Source organism: Pseudolactococcus laudensis, from assembly GCF_013449735.1.
Taxonomy (GTDB): domain Bacteria; phylum Bacillota; class Bacilli; order Lactobacillales; family Streptococcaceae; genus Pseudolactococcus; species Pseudolactococcus laudensis.
In genome coordinates this window covers 139,217-155,723 of the sequence record NZ_JACBNY010000002.1, presented here as the reverse complement: position 1 = coordinate 155,723, position 16,507 = coordinate 139,217, and the positions used below count along the sequence as shown (strand labels likewise).

Genomic DNA, 16,507 nt, shown 5'->3' with positions numbered 1-16,507 from the left:
ATCTCCAGTTTATAATTCTACCAAAATATCATACATTAGTCAAACCAAGACTTGACACGGTCCCAGATGCTATCACCAACTTCTTTGGCTTTTTCGCCAGCTTTATCTGTAAAAGATTTGGCTTTGTCTGTGATATCCTTGGCTTTATTCTTGGCATCCTCAACAACGTCACTGGTAGCTGGATCTTCTGCTACTGTTGAAACAGGGTTTAACCCTGCTAAACTATAAGCATTTTCTTCCTTGAACTGCGTATTATTCGTATAAGGTAAAATAGTACTCGCCATCGTTCTGAATATTTCTGAGGCCGTTCCTGCAGACGTATCATCCAAGCGATGTAACTCACTCTCAGGATTTTCATAGCCTAGCCAAAGCGTCATCACAACATCAGGCGTATAACCGATAACCCATTGGTCAATATCTTCATTCGTTCCGGTTTTTCCTGCCAAGGTATAGCCGTATGGTGCTGCATAAATCCCTGTACCATTTGTATAGGTACCTAACATCATCGAAGTCATCTTTTGTGCCGTTTGGCTATCAATCACTCGCGTTGATTTCACTTTTGCAGTTGCGATAGTCGTACCAGATGCGCTGACGATTTTCTTAATTAGATGTGCCTCATTCATAATGCCATCATTTGCAAACGTCGCATAGGCTTGTGCCATCTGCCATGGATTTGTCTCGACACCCGCACCAAGCGCTGTTGTTAACGTATCATTTTTATCCGTCAAATTAAGACCAAATTGTTTACCTTTAGCAATACCAGTTTTAATGCCAATAGCTTTGAAAGTATTAATCGCTGGAATGTTATAAGAATTAGCAAGCGCTTGATACATCGGCATATCGCCATGCCATTGTCTATCCGCATTGAGCGGTTGCCAACCATCATAATTCATCGGCTCATCACGAACCATCTTATTAATTGACCATCCTGCCTCAATCGCTGGCGTATAGACAACTAAAGGTTTAATCGTTGAACCAGGACTTCGACCAGATTGCGTCGCAAAGTTAAAACCACGGAAACTATTATTATCCGTTGTTGGCACCCGTCCAATCAGCGCTTCCACTTCTCCTGTGCTCGGGTTAATTGCAACCGATGCAGACTGGGCACTGACACCATCTGCAGCGACTGGAAACTGGTAGGTATTTGCATAAGTCGTCTGCATTCCTGTCTGCATATTCTGATCCAAACCAGTATATATTTTGTAGCCATTATTTAAAATATCATGTTCAGTAAGTCCATAAACATTGATCGCTTCCTGAATCACCGCATCGAAATAACTCGGATAATTATAGTCATCATCTTTACCGACATAAGCATCTGCCAGATTACTCGTAATCCCGATTTGCATGCTTGCCTCAGCATCTGCTTGCTTAATATATCCTGCATTAACCATATTTTGCAAGACCGTATCCCTACGATCTTTAGCAAACTTACCTTCCTTATACAGAGGATTATAGACTTCCGGCCACTTGAGAATCCCAGCAAGCGTCGCCGCCTCTTCTACTGACAAATCTTTAGCTGACTTACCATAGTATTTAAGACTCGCGTCCTGAATTCCCCATATCCCATTACCAAAATAAGAATTATTCAGGTACATGGTTAAAATATCTTTTTTATCGTACTTTTTATTAATTTCAAGGGCTAGGAATAATTCCTTAGCCTTACGATCGACGGTTTGTTTCTGAGTTAGGTAAGCATTTTTAGCTAACTGTTGGGTAATCGTTGAACCACCACCAAATTTTCCTAGTGTTACAACTGCTAAAAGCGTTCGCTTAAAGTTAATCCCATTATTATCATAAAAAGATCGATCCTCTGTTGCAATGACGGCATTTTTGAGATTATCTGAAATCTCATCAAATTTGACCGTTGTCCCTTTTTGACCGTACATGGCACCTGCAGATTGCCCGTTTTTATCAATAATTTCCGTCCGTGCTTCCATCGATTGCTTGAGCGTTTCGACATCGGCTGTTTTGGCTAGAAAAAGAAGGTAACTAGCAATAGATAGCACCAAGAAAAGGACCAAAGCAATTGTGATTTTGGTCAGATTATACCGTTTCCAAAAACGCTTAATCGGCGCAGGAATAATTTGTCGTTTTTTTGTTTTTACTTTCCTGTCTAATTCAGGATCAACATTTTTTCGCGATCGACTTAAACTTGATTTTTTTACTTCGTTTTCTGTCATAATCTTATTCTACCATATTTTAGTCAAAGCACCTTAAAGTTAGTGTTAGTGGTGATATAGCTATCATTACTGGTTTGATTATAGCGTTTTGAAATAGGAACTAACTAACAGATTTATCACAACAAGTACAGCAAAAATGACAGCCTGCTTCGGGTAATCCATACTGACTAATAATAAAGTGATACCACCAAATATCAGCACCTTTAATGCAATCAATTTAAAACCCGATAGTCGATAAACCGACGAAGGCGCACAAAGAATCCCCCATAAAATCATTAGTACAATCGGCATTGATAGGCCAAACATAAACTTTAAAGGCTTATCAACTTTGAGTGTCAATCCCCAATATCCTGAAACAAAAAGAGCGTAGAGCTCTAAGAGAAAAGATAAACCGAGGTTACTAATTTTTAAGAGATGCACAGAATTCACTCCTTTTTGTATTTAATCAAGCAAAACAATTTAAGTCCGATACCAAATTTAATGAGTTATTTTAAAATAGAATAGCATATTTTTGGTATAATAGCTACATGAAATTCACGATAAAACTCCCCACCACCTTAAAGAAGATGACTGTGGCAGAACTTTTAACGACCGAATGGCTTGTGCCCAAAAAACAACGACATCTTTTGAGAACTAAGCAGCATGTCCTAATTAATGATGATGTCGCCAAATTTTCTGATCTAGTCAGTGGAGGTGATCAAATCACTGTTCTGTTTGATACGACAGACTTCCCCGATAAAAAGTTGGTTTTTGGTGACAAACAACTAGGTGAATCCTTGATTTTATACGAAGATGACCATCTCGTCATTGTTAATAAACCAGAATATATGAAAACTCATGGTAATGGCACCTCTGAAATCGCCTTACAAAATCATATTGCAGCGGCTTGCGGACAAATCGTTTATGTCGTTCACCGTTTAGACTTTGAAACTTCTGGCGCCGTTTTGTTTGCCAAAAATCCTTTTGTGCTACCTATTTTAGATCAAATGTTGCATGATAGACAGATTCATCGCACCTATCAAGCCTTGTGTGCAGGACAGTTCACGCAAGATAAGTTGACGATTAATCAAGCTATCGGAACTGATCGCCATGATAAAAAACGGCGAGTGGTGGTAGCACGAGGTGGGCAGCGTGCGGTGACGCATATTCATGTTTTGAAACGTTTTGCAGGTGATACTTTGGTTCAGTGTCAGCTTGAAACAGGACGGACGCACCAAATTCGCGTACATCTCAGCAGTCTAGGACATGCAATTTTAGGCGATACTGTTTACAGAGGCCACAAAGCCTCACGTTTAATGTTACACGCGAAACATCTTGAGCTCAGTCAACCATTTACCAAAGAAAAAATCCGCGTTACGGCAGTTTCTGAGTCGTTTGAGCGCGTCATGAGAAAAATCGCTACAGACTGAGCTGTAACGATTTTTTATTTGAGCATTGTCTTAAGTTTACTTGCGCCTAGCGTCAGGATAAAGGCGAAGACAAAAACAAGGGTAATTGTGGCGCTGGCTGGCGCGCCACTCTCATAAGAAATGACTAACCCCGCTAGCATGCCGATGAAACCGATGATGACTGAGAGCGCTAGAACTCGTTTAAAGGTTAGCCCGACTCGCATGGCGATAGATGCTGGCATGACCATAATGGCTGAAACTAAGAGGGCACCTGCAACTGGAATCATCAGGGCAATGGCAACTCCTGTCACAACGTTGAATAAAGTTGACATAAGTCTAACTGGGAGACCGTCGACGAAAGCTGTGTCTTCATCAAAGGTCATGACATACATCGGACGCATAAAGAGGACAAAGACGACTAAGACGACAGCTGCTAGAATCGCTAGCAAGATGACTTGGGTCTGGGAAACTGTCACAATCGAGCCAAAGAGGTATTGATCTAGGTTAATACCTTTCCCACGGCCGGTGTTAGCAAAAATCAAGGCGAGTGATAAACCAAGGCTCATCAGAATAGCTGTGGCTACTTCCAAAAAGTTGCGATAAAGTGTTCGCAGATATTCGAGGAGGACGGCTGCTAAAATCACAACAACAATAGTTGAGAGGTTAGGCGATATTCCGATGAATAAACCAAAGGCAACACCTGCTAAAGAAACGTGGCTGAGCGTATCACTCATTAAACTTTGGCGACGCAAGACGAGGAAAACACCTAGAAGTGGTGCAAATAAGGACATGGCAACAATAGCGAAGAAAGCACGTTGCATGAATTCGTACTGAAATAAACTAAACACCGCTTGCCTCCTTACTTTCTAATGCTTTATTATTTTGTTCAGCTGTGTTTTCGTGAACACTAAAACAGCGCCAATGCGAGTTTTGCTTACGTGCCAGATGAATATTACGATCAGAAAATGCTTTAACATCTTCTGCATCATGTGTAATCATCAGAACAGCTTTTCCGTGTCGGTGTGCAGCATGACTCATCAAACGATAAAATTCTGATCGACTGACATCATCCATTCCTGTCGTTGGCTCATCCAAAATAAATAAATCCGGGTCACTCGCAAACATTCTGGCAATGGCCACACGTTGCTTTTGACCACCAGACAAGGCGCCCATCCGTTTATCACGTTGTTCCCACATGCCAACAGAACGCAGTGATTTCTCAACATGTTCTAAATCATGTTGCGTGATGCGTTTAAACCACCCATTGCGTGGAAAACGACCACTTGTCACAAATTCTTTGACCGTGCTTGGAAAGCCGGCATTAAAACTGGCGATTTGTTGAGGCAGATAAGAAATTCTTAGCTTTTTACCCTTAATATTCTGCTTGGCTATCGTAATCTCACCTGTTTTCGGCTTGATAATACCTAGGGTTGCTTTGACAAGTGTGGATTTAGCTGCACCATTTTCACCTGTCAAAGTAACAAATTCACCAGCACTAATTCGAAAGGCAACATTTTCCAGAACTGGTTCAGCATCGTAGACAAAGCTTAAATTGTTTACTTTGATGTAGTCCATTAAAACTCCTTTTCCAATTTTTCCAGAAATTTAACAATAGTCTGTTGCTCATCTTCTGAAAATGCGTCAGCAATCTGAGCGTAGGTTGCAAGCGTAGCTTGATGATGATGACCATGTTCTTGTGCAATCGGCTGACCCGTTTCGGAAAGGCTCCAGAGAACAATCCGTTCATCAGAAGATGATTTTTCCGAATGCGTTAAATTTAATTGCTGTAATTTTTTTAATGCCTTGGTCACTGCTGCTGGTGATATATTTAGTTTTTCAGCGAGTTTGGCATTGGTTAACTTTTCATGTAAGAGCAACATCAAAATATGCTCTTGCGTGTTCGTCAATCCAGCATCAGACTCACACTTACCCAAAAGTACTTCTTGTTTATTTTCAGCAAGTTGCATGATTTTTGTGAATAACATATCGATTTGTTGACTGACCTGTTGTGTCTTCTTTTTCATATCTTGTCATTTCCTTTACCAGTTAAGTATATCATCCTAGATAAAAATGTCAATCAAAAAAACAGATTCAGTCGATATCTGTTTCCTTGAAAAAATCTTGATAAATTTTAGTTTGCAGTTGCTGCAATCTTTCAGAATCTCTACCGCCTACGGCACGTCCATCAATTTCTGAGACTGGTGCACAAAGCGCACCCGAACTTGACACGATAATTTCGTCCGCTGCTAGCATTTCTTCAATGGTAAATGGTTTTTCCGAAATACCGAAACCAAGCGATTGACTGGCTAATAATAAATACTTTCTCGCAATTCCTGGTAAAATCCAATGATCAAGCGGCGCCGTTTGGAAAACACCATTTGTCAAGATGCTGATGTTACTATGAGCACACTCTGTCACGCGCTGCTCTCGATGATAAACTACTTCATCTAATCCTTGAGCTGTCGCGGATTGACTGGCTAGGACATTAGGCAACAGATTAAGTGTCTTAATGTGACAAAACTCAAATCGGTGATCTGGCACGGTCATCAGCTTGAGACGATGACCTCCAGAAAAATCGCCTGTCCAAGGTATCATATAAATGGCTAAGTTGGGTTTAATTGTTTGAGTATAGCTATGATTTCTGACGGCTGTACCACGACTGACCTGAAAATAGACAAACAGATCGCCTGTTTTTAACTTTTGGCACAAATCTTGTAACAGTTCTCTTAATTCGTCTTTTGTAAAATCAGGTTGAATGTCAATTAGTGCCATGCTATTGAAAAAGCGCTCTATATGGTCCTCTAGTTTAAAGATAATCCCATTTCTCGCAACACTGGCATCATAAACACCATCACCGAAAAAATGCGAGCGATCATTAAACGGCACCATCATTTCTGATAAGCGCGTGATTTTTCCATTGTAGTAAGCTAAATCTTCCATTTTTAACGCGCTCCTTTGGTATCGTCATCAGTTTGATGCAACTTTTGCAGATAAAACACCTAATGACCTGTCTAGAATCCTGACGATACCTTATTCTAAAGCATCCTCACTAGGTAAACTTCGTCACAAAACCCCTTAATACTGTTACAAATACGTTGCGCTTTTTTCTCTTGTTGACAAAGCGCAAAAACAGTTGGCCCACTTCCACTCATTAAAACACCATCTGCGCCACTCGCCAATAACCGCTCCTTAATTTTAGAAATCAAGGGATGTTTAGCTAATGTGACAGCCTCTAATGCATTACCAAGATTTTGAAGTAGGGCATCAAAATCAGAATTGACGACTGCATCTTCTAAAGCGTCAATATCTGGATGCTGAATTTTATCCATCTTGACATGACGAAAAATTTCAGGTGTTGAAACGCCAAATGACGGTTTCACAAGAATCACCCAGAATTTTTTCGGATTATCAATTGGTCGGACATGTTCACCTCGTCCAGTCACGCGCGCCGTTTGACCATACACACAATACGGAACATCTGAGCCTATCTGCTCCCCTAATTTTGCCAACTCTTGCGTCGTTAAATTAAGCTGCCAAAGTTGGTTGAGGGCACGCAAAGTCGCCGCCGCATCCGATGACCCACCCGCTAGTCCTGCAGCAACTGGCGTTTTTTTATCAATATAAATCTCGACACCTTTTTTAATACCGAAAGTCTTTTTCATAACCATGGCTGCTTTATAGGCGTGATTTTTTTTGTTAAGAGGGACAAAACTAGAGTTAGACTGTAATCGAATCACCTGTTCATTCTCAAGTTCTCGTACTGTAATGCGGTCCGACAAATCAACACTAGTCATAATCATATCTAGCTCATGATAACCATCAGCGCGCTTGCCTAGAACGTCCAAGCCAAGATTAATCTTAGCTGGTGCTTTTTCTGTAATTTCCATGTTTCTATTATACCATGCCATGTTCAGCAGTCCAAATTACCTCATAAAACCACTGAAAGTAAGCTTTATTATTTTGTTTGACGAACATTCGCTACTCATCCCAAATACAATAATCCATAACGTATCTCAGAGATAATCTCTCCTATTATCGTTCGGACAGATATACCTCAATTTCCTTAGAGGTCAATTTTTTAACTTCTGTATCCGGGTATTCTCTATAGTCATCCTTTATAAATAAAGGAACCATTGTTAGACATCGTTTATTTGTATTCTGCTTCAAATAAAGTAATAATGCCTCAATATCTACGAAAATTTTATAGGATACCCTGCCCGTCACACTTTTAATCTCATAGATGCCACAACTTTTTTTAACCGTATAATCCGCAGTTCTCAAATAAAGTTTGGCAATATCCAAAGACTTAAAAGGAAAATGCCACCTTTGAATCCCTCGTTTCTCATCAGGATTGATACAAATACAGCGCCCACAAGTACCACAAATATATTGGACATGGTTGTGTAAACAATCTAACGGATTTAATAACGGTGTTATCCGTTTATGTTCGCTATAGCATTCCTGACATATTTCTTTCAATTTATTCCCATTTTGAAAAATAGCGTTTTGCGTCGTTTCCAAGGTTCTTTTATTGTCTAGCATACTTTTATTTTACCACATGTGGTAAATCAAAATGATAAGTTCTTGAATTTTCTAAGCGAACAGTTACTTTAAGCACACTGCCCACTTGTTGATAGTCAGAAATCCCTGTATTAAATCGAATTTGACCTGATTTTTGTCTCACAACTCGTGCCCGTGTCATCCTTGCCATAAGTTGTGCACTCAAAAAAGCTTTTTGGCTTAACAAATTCTTTTGATTGTCAACTACAGCACTCAGATAGAAACTTAAAATCATCCCAAAAATGACTGTCATCACTAAAGCATAAAGCATAATCCCTGCCTTTACTTGACGTTTGAAAATGCGTAAATAAATTTTCGCTCACCTCCTTTGCTAAACTTCATATGGATGGTGACAACATCACCAACATTTGAAATCTCAGCAGATGACACGCCATAAATCATCGGCTGATAACCTTGTCCTTGCTCATTGGTTTTTCGAAAATCATCCGACCCTGTTTTCATTCCAAAGCGTCTTGGACCATTAGGCGTAGTCACATAAAGATAACGTCTTGTCACCTTGTCCAACTCAGCATTTTCAAGTTCTCGTCTTAGTAGATTTGAAAAATTTTGCCAATTTTTGTCATCTGATTGACGAATGGCTTTAAATTCTTGTGTCACTAATATCGTCATCCCCTGAATCACAAGCATCGATAAACTGATTGACAAAAGCGCCACCAGACATTCTAGTAAAGTAAAAGCTCTAAGGCATCTCTTGTAAAATTTCAAGACGCAATACCTCCTGTCCAGAATTTTCTAGCACCACCATTTTTTCCGTCCGTATCATCGTCACGCTAACACCATTTTCATGCAGAGTGCTTTGCTTGCTATCAAATGCCATCACCCCAACATTTAAGGCCTCAATGACACGATTCTGCCTAGCCACTTGCGCGCGATTAACTGAAACCTCCGTCACTACAATGCTTGATAATACCGCTAACAACGCCATAGCTATGATGCTTTCCAATAAAATATAAGCCCTAACTTGTTGTTTTTTTATATTGTCCACTTCCTAGCTGTAACTGATAAGTGATTTGCTTTCCCCCTTCATAAGGCAATAAAATCACGATTTTTGCATCCTTGATTGACTGAATATTTCCGTTTTCCTTAAAAGTAACCTCAAAATCCGAGAACTTCGTTTCTTTCGGAACAGGTTGCCTGACACCATTGACTTTGACTACCCCTTTGAACGATGATAGACTTCTAGGCTCAGCATTTGTAACAGCCTGTGCCTGCTGATTTTTTAAAATCATTTCAAATTGTAAAACAAACAACTCACCTCGAATCATATGAACAGTATTCTGTAAAGTTGCCGAGAACATCAACACCACAAAACAAGTAAGTGTTAGTGTCAATAAACTTTCCAATAAAGTGAAAGCTCTAATTGACAATATCGCGTGTTTCAGCTGTATTTTTCTTGTAGTATTCATTATAAGCATCCGCCTGCTTTTGCGTGATATTGCCATTATTGACCAACTTGCTTAGTGTCACTTCATCTGTATGGTCCAATTTATAAAGTTCTGCTTGTGAATGGACCACCTTCACAACCGCGCCATTACCAGTATTCTTAACTGCCTCTTTTTGTTTGGAGAGGTTAGGCACGAACAGCAAAATCAACACACTAATAATAAGAAGGACTATTAACATTTCCACCAACGTGAATCCATCGACCTGTTTTTGCTTTATCTTACTGAGAATTGAATTCTTTTTCATATTTTTCCTTTCTGCGATTTCATTTCATGAAACCTTGAAACTTGACATCCGCTCGCGCTCCTGCCAAGCGGGGTCATTCGCGAACTTCGTCTGCTCAAAGTCTTTCTGCACTAGCGTTCCGCCTAGTAAGTTAGACAGTCACGAACTTATACCTGACGTTACAAATTATATCCCTGACGCCATCTGATCATAAATCGGTAAGAGTATTGCCGCATAAATCAAGACAATCATCAGAGCTACAAATAAAAAAACGAGTGGCTGAATAATAGTCATGGCTTTTTCAACCTTTTCAAAAAATTTCGCCCACGATTCATCCGCATAGATAAGCAATTCATCACCTAGCTTAGCTTTCATATCTCCATATTCAATAATCAATGCCAATTCCGGTGCGAAAAAACGATAACGATGAATTTTTTCATGAAATTCTTGACCTAACTGCATGGCATCTATTAAGTCTTGCCCCATTTCCCGGAAGAGTTGATTATTTTGCTTAGTCATCATTACAAGGATTTGCCGCATTTCTAACCCTTGCTTAATTAAATTCCCCCATTCCCTCGCATAAAAAGCCGTCAAATAGAGTTTCAAATAAGTTTGAATCAAGGGAAAACGCCCTACCTTTTGGATATTACGCAATGGTGATGTTGTCTTGAAATAACGCACCAGCCCTAATATAAGACCAGTTAACATGATGCCAAATCCGAGAAATAGCCACGGCAGTAGATTAATCACTGTTCCTGCGAAGTTATTAGTCGTCACTTGCGGTAGTAAGTAAGTTTTTAAACCAAGCACAATAACTATTAGAAAAACGAGTAAAATAATAGGGTAGGTCGCTACGGTTACTAATTTTTGTCTGACCTTTTGCACTTGTGTTAGATTTTCTGTTATTAACTGTAGCGTTTGCAGTGTATTGCCGTGATAGTCTGCCAAAGCAACTTGTGTGATGACTGAGTTTGAGAAACGTAAATCATTTAGGATTTCTGAAAGACTTTGACCATTTGACAAACCTTCTCGTATAGTCGTCACAAATTTTGCCTCTACCAACTTAGAACGTTATAAAAAATCAACAATTTCTGCTAAATGAAACCCACTCGAAAAAAGATTCGTCATGAGTTGCATTAGCTTGACTTGTTGTTTAATCGCTAATTTTTTCCGTTTCCGCCTGACTAGGTGTGAGATGTCCAGCTGTAACCAATTTTTCAATTTTGTCATGCCACTTGTCGTTGTCGTGCCTTTCGAATGCTTTATCTGCACAATCTAGCACCCCCTTTCCTGCAATCAACCGTTGATAGACAACACCTGATAGCGAATTTTTGATTTCTTCTCTCGTTACACCAAGCTCCATAAGTCTCGCATAAACACCAGAAATTGACTTGGCATGAATCGTTGAAAAAACAGTATAACCAGTCAAACTTGCTCTCATAACGGCCCGTGCAGTTTCCTTGTCCCTGATTTCACCGACAATCATAAGATCAGGCATATGACGTAAGGACAGTTTAATCAAACTATCATAGGTATTACCAATCATTTCATTCAGCTGAAATTGCAGTAATTCCGGAGCGACAATTTCCACTGGGTCTTCTATCGTAATCACCTGTTGACCTGAGAATTTCTGCTTTGCAATATAATGCATTAGTGTCGTTTTGCCAGAGCCAACTGGTCCTGAAAATAGATAAAGACCTCGCTTAGCCACCAAATTTTCAATCCGTTGAACGTCTGTCTCAAACCAAAAGTCGAGCGGTCTATCCGCATGATGTAAAAGCCGAATCACCAAGCTTTCACGGTTCTCAAAATCACCTGCTGAAGATAAACGCAGTCGAAACTTTTTACCTGAAAACACATATAGACAAGCCCCAAGTTGTGGTCGACGCTTTTCACCAACATTCATCCCAGCCGTAAACTTAAAGTGAGAGATGAGACTTTGACCATCAGCATTTGAAAGCAGCAGATAATTATCACGATGCGTTGACTTTCTAAAAACAACTGAAAAGCCTTTTTCGACTGGCAGTAAGTAAATATCATTTACTTCAAAATCCGCCGCATTTTCCAATATTCTCTGCGCCATTTCCTTTATCATCATATTGCCTCCTACTTTTATATACGAAAAAAATCCGTGATTGCTCACGAATTTTTTTTACTTTATTGCTTAAAATAAGTCATCAAACAAACTCAACTGATTATCCTCAGGCATATTGCCAAGAATACCCATTTCATCCATTTTATCAACTAGGGTTTGAGAGACACCTGCACGTTTTCGGAGTTCAGTTTTACTCAAAAACTCTCCCGCCTTACGTGCCTCTACGATTTGCTTAGCGACGTTGCCACCAAGACCATCCATAGCAGAAAATGGTGGAATCAAGGTGTCGCCATCGATAATAAAATCATTGGCCTCACTCCGATAAAGATCAAGTTTGCCAAATTTAAAACCACGCTCTAACATTTCATTACATAATTCTAGCGTTCCAAATAGGGCATTTTCGACATTACTAGCTTCAAATCCCTTAGCCTTTATTTCTTGCATTTTAGCCTTCACGGCGTCTAAACCATCACCCATAACTTTAAGGTCAAAGGCATTAGCACGAATCGAAAACCAAGCACAATAATAGTAAATTGGCATATGCACCTTGAAATAAGCGACACGCAAGGCCATCATAATATAGGCAGCCGCATGGGCTTTGGGGAACATATACTTGATTTTACTACATGAATCAATGTACCACTCTGGCACATTGTTTTCACGCATGGCAGCGATATAAGTCTCACGCTCCTCGTCGTCAATCTTATTCCACATCCCCTTACGTACACGTTCCATAATCGTAAAGGCCATTGACTCATTGAGCCCAGCATGTATCAGGTAAACCATGATATCATCCCGACAGCCAATAACATTTGCCAGATTGGCGATGCCTTGCTTAATCAACTCCTGCGCATTACCCAACCAAACGTCCGTCCCATGGGAGAGACCGGAAATTTGGAGTAATTCTGCAAAAGTGCTAGGCTTTGTTTCCTCTAACATCCCACGAACAAATGTTGTTCCCATTTCGGGTACACCTAAAGTACCCGTCTTAGAAAAAATCTGCTCAGGTGTCACACCTAGAACTTCTGTTCCCGCAAAAATTTTCATGACATCTGGATCATCCATCGGAATGGTTGAGGCATCCATGCCGGATAAATCCTGTAATTTACGAATCATGGTCGGATCATCATGGCCCAGAATATCGAGTTTCAAGATATTGTCATGGATGGCATGGAAATCAAAGTGGGTCGTTTTCCACTCGGCATTGATATCCTCAGCTGGATAGGCCACGGGACTGAAATCATAAACATCCATATAACCTGGAATAACGATAATACCGCCCGGATGCTGACCTGTCGTCCGCTTGACTCCTGTACTGCCTGCCGCAAGACGCTCAATTTCAGCACCACGGTAGAATTTACCATAATCACGTTCATAACCTTTGACAAAACCAAAGGCAGTTTTCTCAGCCACCGTACCAATGGTTCCGGCACGAAAGGCATAGTCTTCGCCAAATATATCGCGGACGTCCAAATGGGCGCTCGGTTGGTCAGCACCAGAAAAGTTCAAGTCGATATCGGGTACTTTATCCCCCTTGAAACCAAGGAAGGTTTCAAATGGAATATCGTGGCCGTCTTTTGTGAGCCTATGTCCACATTCTGGACAGCTTTTCTCCGGCATATCAAAGCCTGAGCCATATTGGCCCTCGGTAAAGAACTCAGAGTACTGGCACTCAGGGCAGACATAATGGGGTGGCAGTGGGTTAACCTCGGTAATACCGGTCATTGTCGCAACAAACGAGGAGCCGACAGACCCCCGTGAGCCAACGAGATAGCCCCGTTTGTTGGAGCGCTCAACAAGAATCTGAGAAATGAGGTAGATGACGGAAAAACCATTACCGATAATCGAATTGAGCTCTTTTTCAATCCGTAAATCGACGATGTCAGGTAAAGGATTACCGTAAATGGCGTGCGCTTTTTCATAGGTCAGCTTGGCCATTTTTTCCTCAGATTCCGGAATGTAAGGTGTATAGAGGTCGTCACGGACTGGCGTTAGGACATCAAAAGACTCCGCCATTTTCTGCGTGTTTTCAATGACAATCTGACGCGCCGTTTCTTCTCCGAGGAAGGCAAAATCGTCCAGCATTTCATTAGTCGTCCGGAAATGGACTTCTGGCAATGGTGCAGGCATGGCGTGTTCACCGCGACCAACAGGGCGGTTGATGATAGCGCCGGCACCCAAAGAACGGACGATAATTTCACGGTAGATGGCATCTTCTGGATTGAGATAGTGGACATTTCCTGTCGCTAGGACTGGTTTGCCTAGTTTATCGGCAATCCGCATCAAATCTTGTAAAATTCGTTGGAGTTCCACTTCGTCTTTGATGGTTTCTTTGGCAATCAAAGGGCGATAGATAGCCGGTGGCATGATTTCGATGAAATCATAATAATCAGCGACTTTCAAAGCATCTTCAAAGGATTTATTGGTAACCGCCTCAAAAACTTCGCCTTCTGAACAAGCTGACCCAACAATCAATCCCTCGCGATGTGCTTCAAGGACTGATTTTGGAATTCTAGGCACACCTGCAAAATAGTTGACATTTGAATAAGAGATGAGCTTAAAGAGATTCTTCAAACCGTCTTGGGTTTTGGCATAAATCGTAGCATGTTTCACCCGCGCACGTTTATAAGAATCTGCATCCACAACTTTTGTATTCAAATCGCTCAACAACTCGATGCCAAATTTCTCCTTAGCATCATTTAAGAAAATAAAGAGCAAACGACCCGTTGCTTCCGCATCGAAATTGGCCAAGTGATGACTTTCGAGAGAAACTTGGAAACGTTTCGTCAAAGGCCCCAAGCCATGACGCTTGAATTCAGGATAGAGATTACGCGCAAACTCTAAAGTATCAATAACCGGTTGTGTAATCTCAGGTAAATGATGGCGCTGATAGTTCATATTCATGAACCCAACGTCAAAGGTCGCATTATGCGCGACGAGAATGCTGCCCTGACAAAATTCTTGGAATTCTTTTAAGACTTGTTCTAGTGGTTTAGAGCCTCTGACCATGTCATCAGTAATCCCTGTCAGTTGTGTCGTAAACTCACTCAAGGGATGCCCCGGATCAATAAACTCATCGAATTGTTCGATGACATTTCCCTTGTGCATTTTAGATGCCGCAACTTGAATCAGTTTGTTATAAACGGCAGAAAGTCCGGTCGTTTCCACGTCAAAAACGACGTAGGTCGAATCTGAAAGGCTACTGTCATCTTCATTATAAGTGATCGGTACCCTGTCCTCGACTAGGTTAGCTTCAATCCCATAAATAATTTTGATACCATTTTTCTTACCGGCAGAGTGGGCATGTGGGAAACTTTGCGCGCCTGCATGATCGGTGATAGCGATGGCTTTGTGTCCCCAACGCGCAGCTTGCGCGACCAAATCAGACACATCTGGAATGGCATCCATGGTCGACATATTAGTATGCGCATGGAATTCGACTCGCTTTTGCCCTTCGGGCATGAGGTCCTTCCGAATGTTTTTCGCCTTGATTTCGACCATATCACGCACACTCATGACCAACTCATGCTTGTACTGGTCCATTTGAACACTGCCCTTGACTTTAATCCACATGCCTTTTTTGACCATATCAAACATGGCCTGCTCCTCAGGCTTACGTCCCCATTTTTGGACGATAAAAGAGCTGCTATAGTCTGTCATCTTGACTTCCAACATATGGCTTTCCTTACCGGTCGTACGGTTCTTAAAGACCTTATGCTCCGCCGCAAAAACGTAGCCTTCAAAGACGACATTCGCCTCCTCAGTCACGACATCCTTCATTTGGAACACGGTATCAGACGCCTTAATTTCCCTGCCCAGTGCAAGGTGATTAGGGGATGCAACCGCTTCTTTTGAAGTAGGGGCTTGATTATCTGTTGGGAAGGGTGCTTCGGGTTGGTTAGCCAGAATATCCGCTAACGCCTCCTCAGATTTTTTCTCATACTCAGCGACCAATTTATCCGTTAGCTGGTGGTCAATCTCTGGTAAAATCTGTAAATCCGTAAACCCAAAATTTTGATAATGTTGCGCCATAACTGGAAAATAATGTTTGACAAAATATTCCAGATTTGACAATTCGCCCACTAAAAGTTTAGCTGTCGCAGATTCATCAGCCGCTATGAATTTATATTTCTTGAAAATCGCTGTAAAACTTGGCGTATCGCAGCCCGGCAAATCAAAAATGAGGGGAAGATAGCTATTAAGCAAGTCTTCATCAAAATGTCCGTCCTCTGTTAGAATTGTCATTTGCGTTTTCGCGATATTCGAAAAAGCCCGCTCAAGACGATAGGCTAATTCTCGATATAAGTCAATCGGTAAAATCGCTGGAAACTTCAAATAAAAATGCCAGACTTTACTGATGGCATGAACTTCAACCTTGTCAATATTGCCACGAAATGCTGGATTCTGACGAATTTCCGCAGGCATGTCGAGCTGATCCATGAGTCTTTCAAATAAATCGTTCATTGCACTTCTTTCTTGAATCTTTTAATTGTCATTTTCAAGTCTGAGGATGACCGATAATTTTTGGAGTCTATCAGACACATCATTTCTTGAAATCGTATAGTCCTATTATAACAGAAAATGAAATATTG

The 16,507-nt window shown here is 40.9% G+C and carries 17 protein-coding genes; 1 reads left to right on the top strand and 16 read right to left on the bottom strand.

Features of this window, described 5'->3' with window-relative positions; translation table 11 throughout:
- Positions 1-35: 35 nt before the first annotated feature.
- The gene (locus HZR21_RS02440) at positions 36-2,183 is read right to left on the bottom strand and encodes a transglycosylase domain-containing protein (RefSeq protein WP_180746111.1); all 2,148 of its coding nucleotides are present in this window, start codon (positions 2,181-2,183) and stop codon (positions 36-38) included.
- A gap of 78 nt (positions 2,184-2,261) precedes the next feature.
- Positions 2,262-2,603, bottom strand: coding sequence for a YrdB family protein (locus HZR21_RS12130; protein ID WP_180746109.1), 342 nt, complete (start codon positions 2,601-2,603; stop codon positions 2,262-2,264).
- A 107-nt stretch (positions 2,604-2,710) separates the two neighbouring features.
- Here HZR21_RS12130 and HZR21_RS02430 point away from each other — a divergent pair, with 107 nt between their 5' ends.
- A complete protein-coding gene (locus tag HZR21_RS02430) occupies positions 2,711-3,592 on the top strand; it encodes an RluA family pseudouridine synthase (protein ID WP_180746107.1) in 882 nt (293 codons plus the stop codon).
- Positions 3,593-3,606: 14 nt separating this feature from the next.
- On the opposite strand, the gene HZR21_RS02425 is transcribed toward HZR21_RS02430, so the two are convergent.
- The 14 genes from HZR21_RS02425 to HZR21_RS02360 all read right to left on the bottom strand — a co-directional run bounded on the left by HZR21_RS02425 (position 3,607) and on the right by HZR21_RS02360 (position 16,379).
- The gene (locus tag HZR21_RS02425; RefSeq protein WP_180746105.1) at positions 3,607-4,419 is read right to left on the bottom strand and encodes a metal ABC transporter permease; all 813 of its coding nucleotides are present in this window, start codon (positions 4,417-4,419) and stop codon (positions 3,607-3,609) included.
- Positions 4,412-5,146, bottom strand: coding sequence for a metal ABC transporter ATP-binding protein (locus HZR21_RS02420; RefSeq protein WP_180746103.1), 735 nt, complete (start codon positions 5,144-5,146; stop codon positions 4,412-4,414). The genes HZR21_RS02425 and HZR21_RS02420 overlap by 8 nt, the downstream gene beginning before the upstream one ends.
- Complete coding sequence (locus HZR21_RS02415; RefSeq protein WP_180746101.1) at positions 5,146-5,595, bottom strand: zinc-dependent MarR family transcriptional regulator; 450 nt, start codon at positions 5,593-5,595, stop codon at positions 5,146-5,148. The genes HZR21_RS02420 and HZR21_RS02415 overlap by 1 nt, the downstream gene beginning before the upstream one ends.
- Positions 5,596-5,662: 67 nt before the next feature.
- Positions 5,663-6,511: an aminotransferase class IV gene (locus HZR21_RS02410; protein WP_180746098.1), complete on the bottom strand. Its 849-nt coding sequence runs from the start codon at positions 6,509-6,511 to the stop codon at positions 5,663-5,665.
- 95 nt (positions 6,512-6,606) lie between these two features.
- The gene (gene ispE, locus HZR21_RS02405; protein ID WP_040525722.1) at positions 6,607-7,458 is read right to left on the bottom strand and encodes a 4-(cytidine 5'-diphospho)-2-C-methyl-D-erythritol kinase; all 852 of its coding nucleotides are present in this window, start codon (positions 7,456-7,458) and stop codon (positions 6,607-6,609) included.
- Positions 7,459-7,603: 145 nt separating this feature from the next.
- Entirely contained in the window at positions 7,604-8,041 is a 438-nt protein-coding gene (locus HZR21_RS02400; protein ID WP_180746158.1) for a hypothetical protein, read from the bottom strand.
- A 76-nt stretch (positions 8,042-8,117) separates the two neighbouring features.
- On the bottom strand, positions 8,118-8,384 hold the full coding sequence (gene comGG / locus HZR21_RS02395; protein ID WP_180746096.1) for a competence type IV pilus minor pilin ComGG: 267 nt from the start codon (positions 8,382-8,384) through the stop codon (positions 8,118-8,120).
- A gap of 29 nt (positions 8,385-8,413) precedes the next feature.
- Positions 8,414-8,857, bottom strand: a complete 444-nt coding sequence (gene comGF / locus HZR21_RS02390; protein WP_259276404.1) for a competence type IV pilus minor pilin ComGF — start codon at positions 8,855-8,857, stop codon at positions 8,414-8,416.
- Entirely contained in the window at positions 8,832-9,137 is a 306-nt protein-coding gene (gene comGE, locus HZR21_RS02385) for a competence type IV pilus minor pilin ComGE (protein WP_310592568.1), read from the bottom strand. The genes comGF and comGE overlap by 26 nt, the downstream gene beginning before the upstream one ends.
- Entirely contained in the window at positions 9,109-9,558 is a 450-nt protein-coding gene (gene comGD, locus HZR21_RS02380; RefSeq protein WP_220441095.1) for a competence type IV pilus minor pilin ComGD, read from the bottom strand. Before comGD ends, comGE begins: the two co-directional genes overlap by 29 nt.
- Positions 9,509-9,841 (bottom strand): competence type IV pilus major pilin ComGC, encoded by a 333-nt coding sequence (gene comGC, locus HZR21_RS02375; RefSeq protein ID WP_180746092.1) that lies wholly within the window; start codon positions 9,839-9,841, stop codon positions 9,509-9,511. Before comGC ends, comGD begins: the two co-directional genes overlap by 50 nt.
- A gap of 165 nt (positions 9,842-10,006) precedes the next feature.
- Positions 10,007-10,882: a competence type IV pilus assembly protein ComGB gene (gene comGB / locus HZR21_RS02370; RefSeq protein ID WP_246307777.1), complete on the bottom strand. Its 876-nt coding sequence runs from the start codon at positions 10,880-10,882 to the stop codon at positions 10,007-10,009.
- Positions 10,883-10,973: 91 nt separating this feature from the next.
- Entirely contained in the window at positions 10,974-11,915 is a 942-nt protein-coding gene (gene comGA / locus HZR21_RS02365) for a competence type IV pilus ATPase ComGA (RefSeq protein WP_180746153.1), read from the bottom strand.
- A gap of 69 nt (positions 11,916-11,984) precedes the next feature.
- On the bottom strand, positions 11,985-16,379 hold the full coding sequence (locus HZR21_RS02360) for a PolC-type DNA polymerase III (protein WP_180746090.1): 4,395 nt from the start codon (positions 16,377-16,379) through the stop codon (positions 11,985-11,987).
- Positions 16,380-16,507 lie beyond the last annotated feature (128 nt).

Bases quoted from the DNA above. Each gene is read 5' to 3' on its own strand.
- comGD (WP_220441095.1), bottom strand. From the start codon at position 9,558: ATGAATACTACAAGAAAAATACAGCTGAAACACGCGATATTGTCAATT.
- ispE (WP_040525722.1), bottom strand. From the start codon at position 7,458: ATGGAAATTACAGAAAAAGCACCAGCTAAGATTAATCTTGGCTTGGAC.
- HZR21_RS02410 (WP_180746098.1), bottom strand. From the start codon at position 6,511: ATGGAAGATTTAGCTTACTACAATGGAAAAATCACGCGCTTATCAGAA.
- HZR21_RS02440 (WP_180746111.1), bottom strand. From the start codon at position 2,183: ATGACAGAAAACGAAGTAAAAAAATCAAGTTTAAGTCGATCGCGAAAA.
- HZR21_RS02360 (WP_180746090.1), bottom strand. From the start codon at position 16,379: ATGAACGATTTATTTGAAAGACTCATGGATCAGCTCGACATGCCTGCG.
- comGC (WP_180746092.1), bottom strand. From the start codon at position 9,841: ATGAAAAAGAATTCAATTCTCAGTAAGATAAAGCAAAAACAGGTCGAT.
- HZR21_RS02420 (WP_180746103.1), bottom strand. From the start codon at position 5,146: ATGGACTACATCAAAGTAAACAATTTAAGCTTTGTCTACGATGCTGAA.
- HZR21_RS02415 (WP_180746101.1), bottom strand. From the start codon at position 5,595: ATGAAAAAGAAGACACAACAGGTCAGTCAACAAATCGATATGTTATTC.
- comGG (WP_180746096.1), bottom strand. From the start codon at position 8,384: ATGACAGTCATTTTTGGGATGATTTTAAGTTTCTATCTGAGTGCTGTA.
- HZR21_RS02430 (WP_180746107.1), top strand. From the start codon at position 2,711: ATGAAATTCACGATAAAACTCCCCACCACCTTAAAGAAGATGACTGTG.
- comGA (WP_180746153.1), bottom strand. From the start codon at position 11,915: ATGATAAAGGAAATGGCGCAGAGAATATTGGAAAATGCGGCGGATTTT.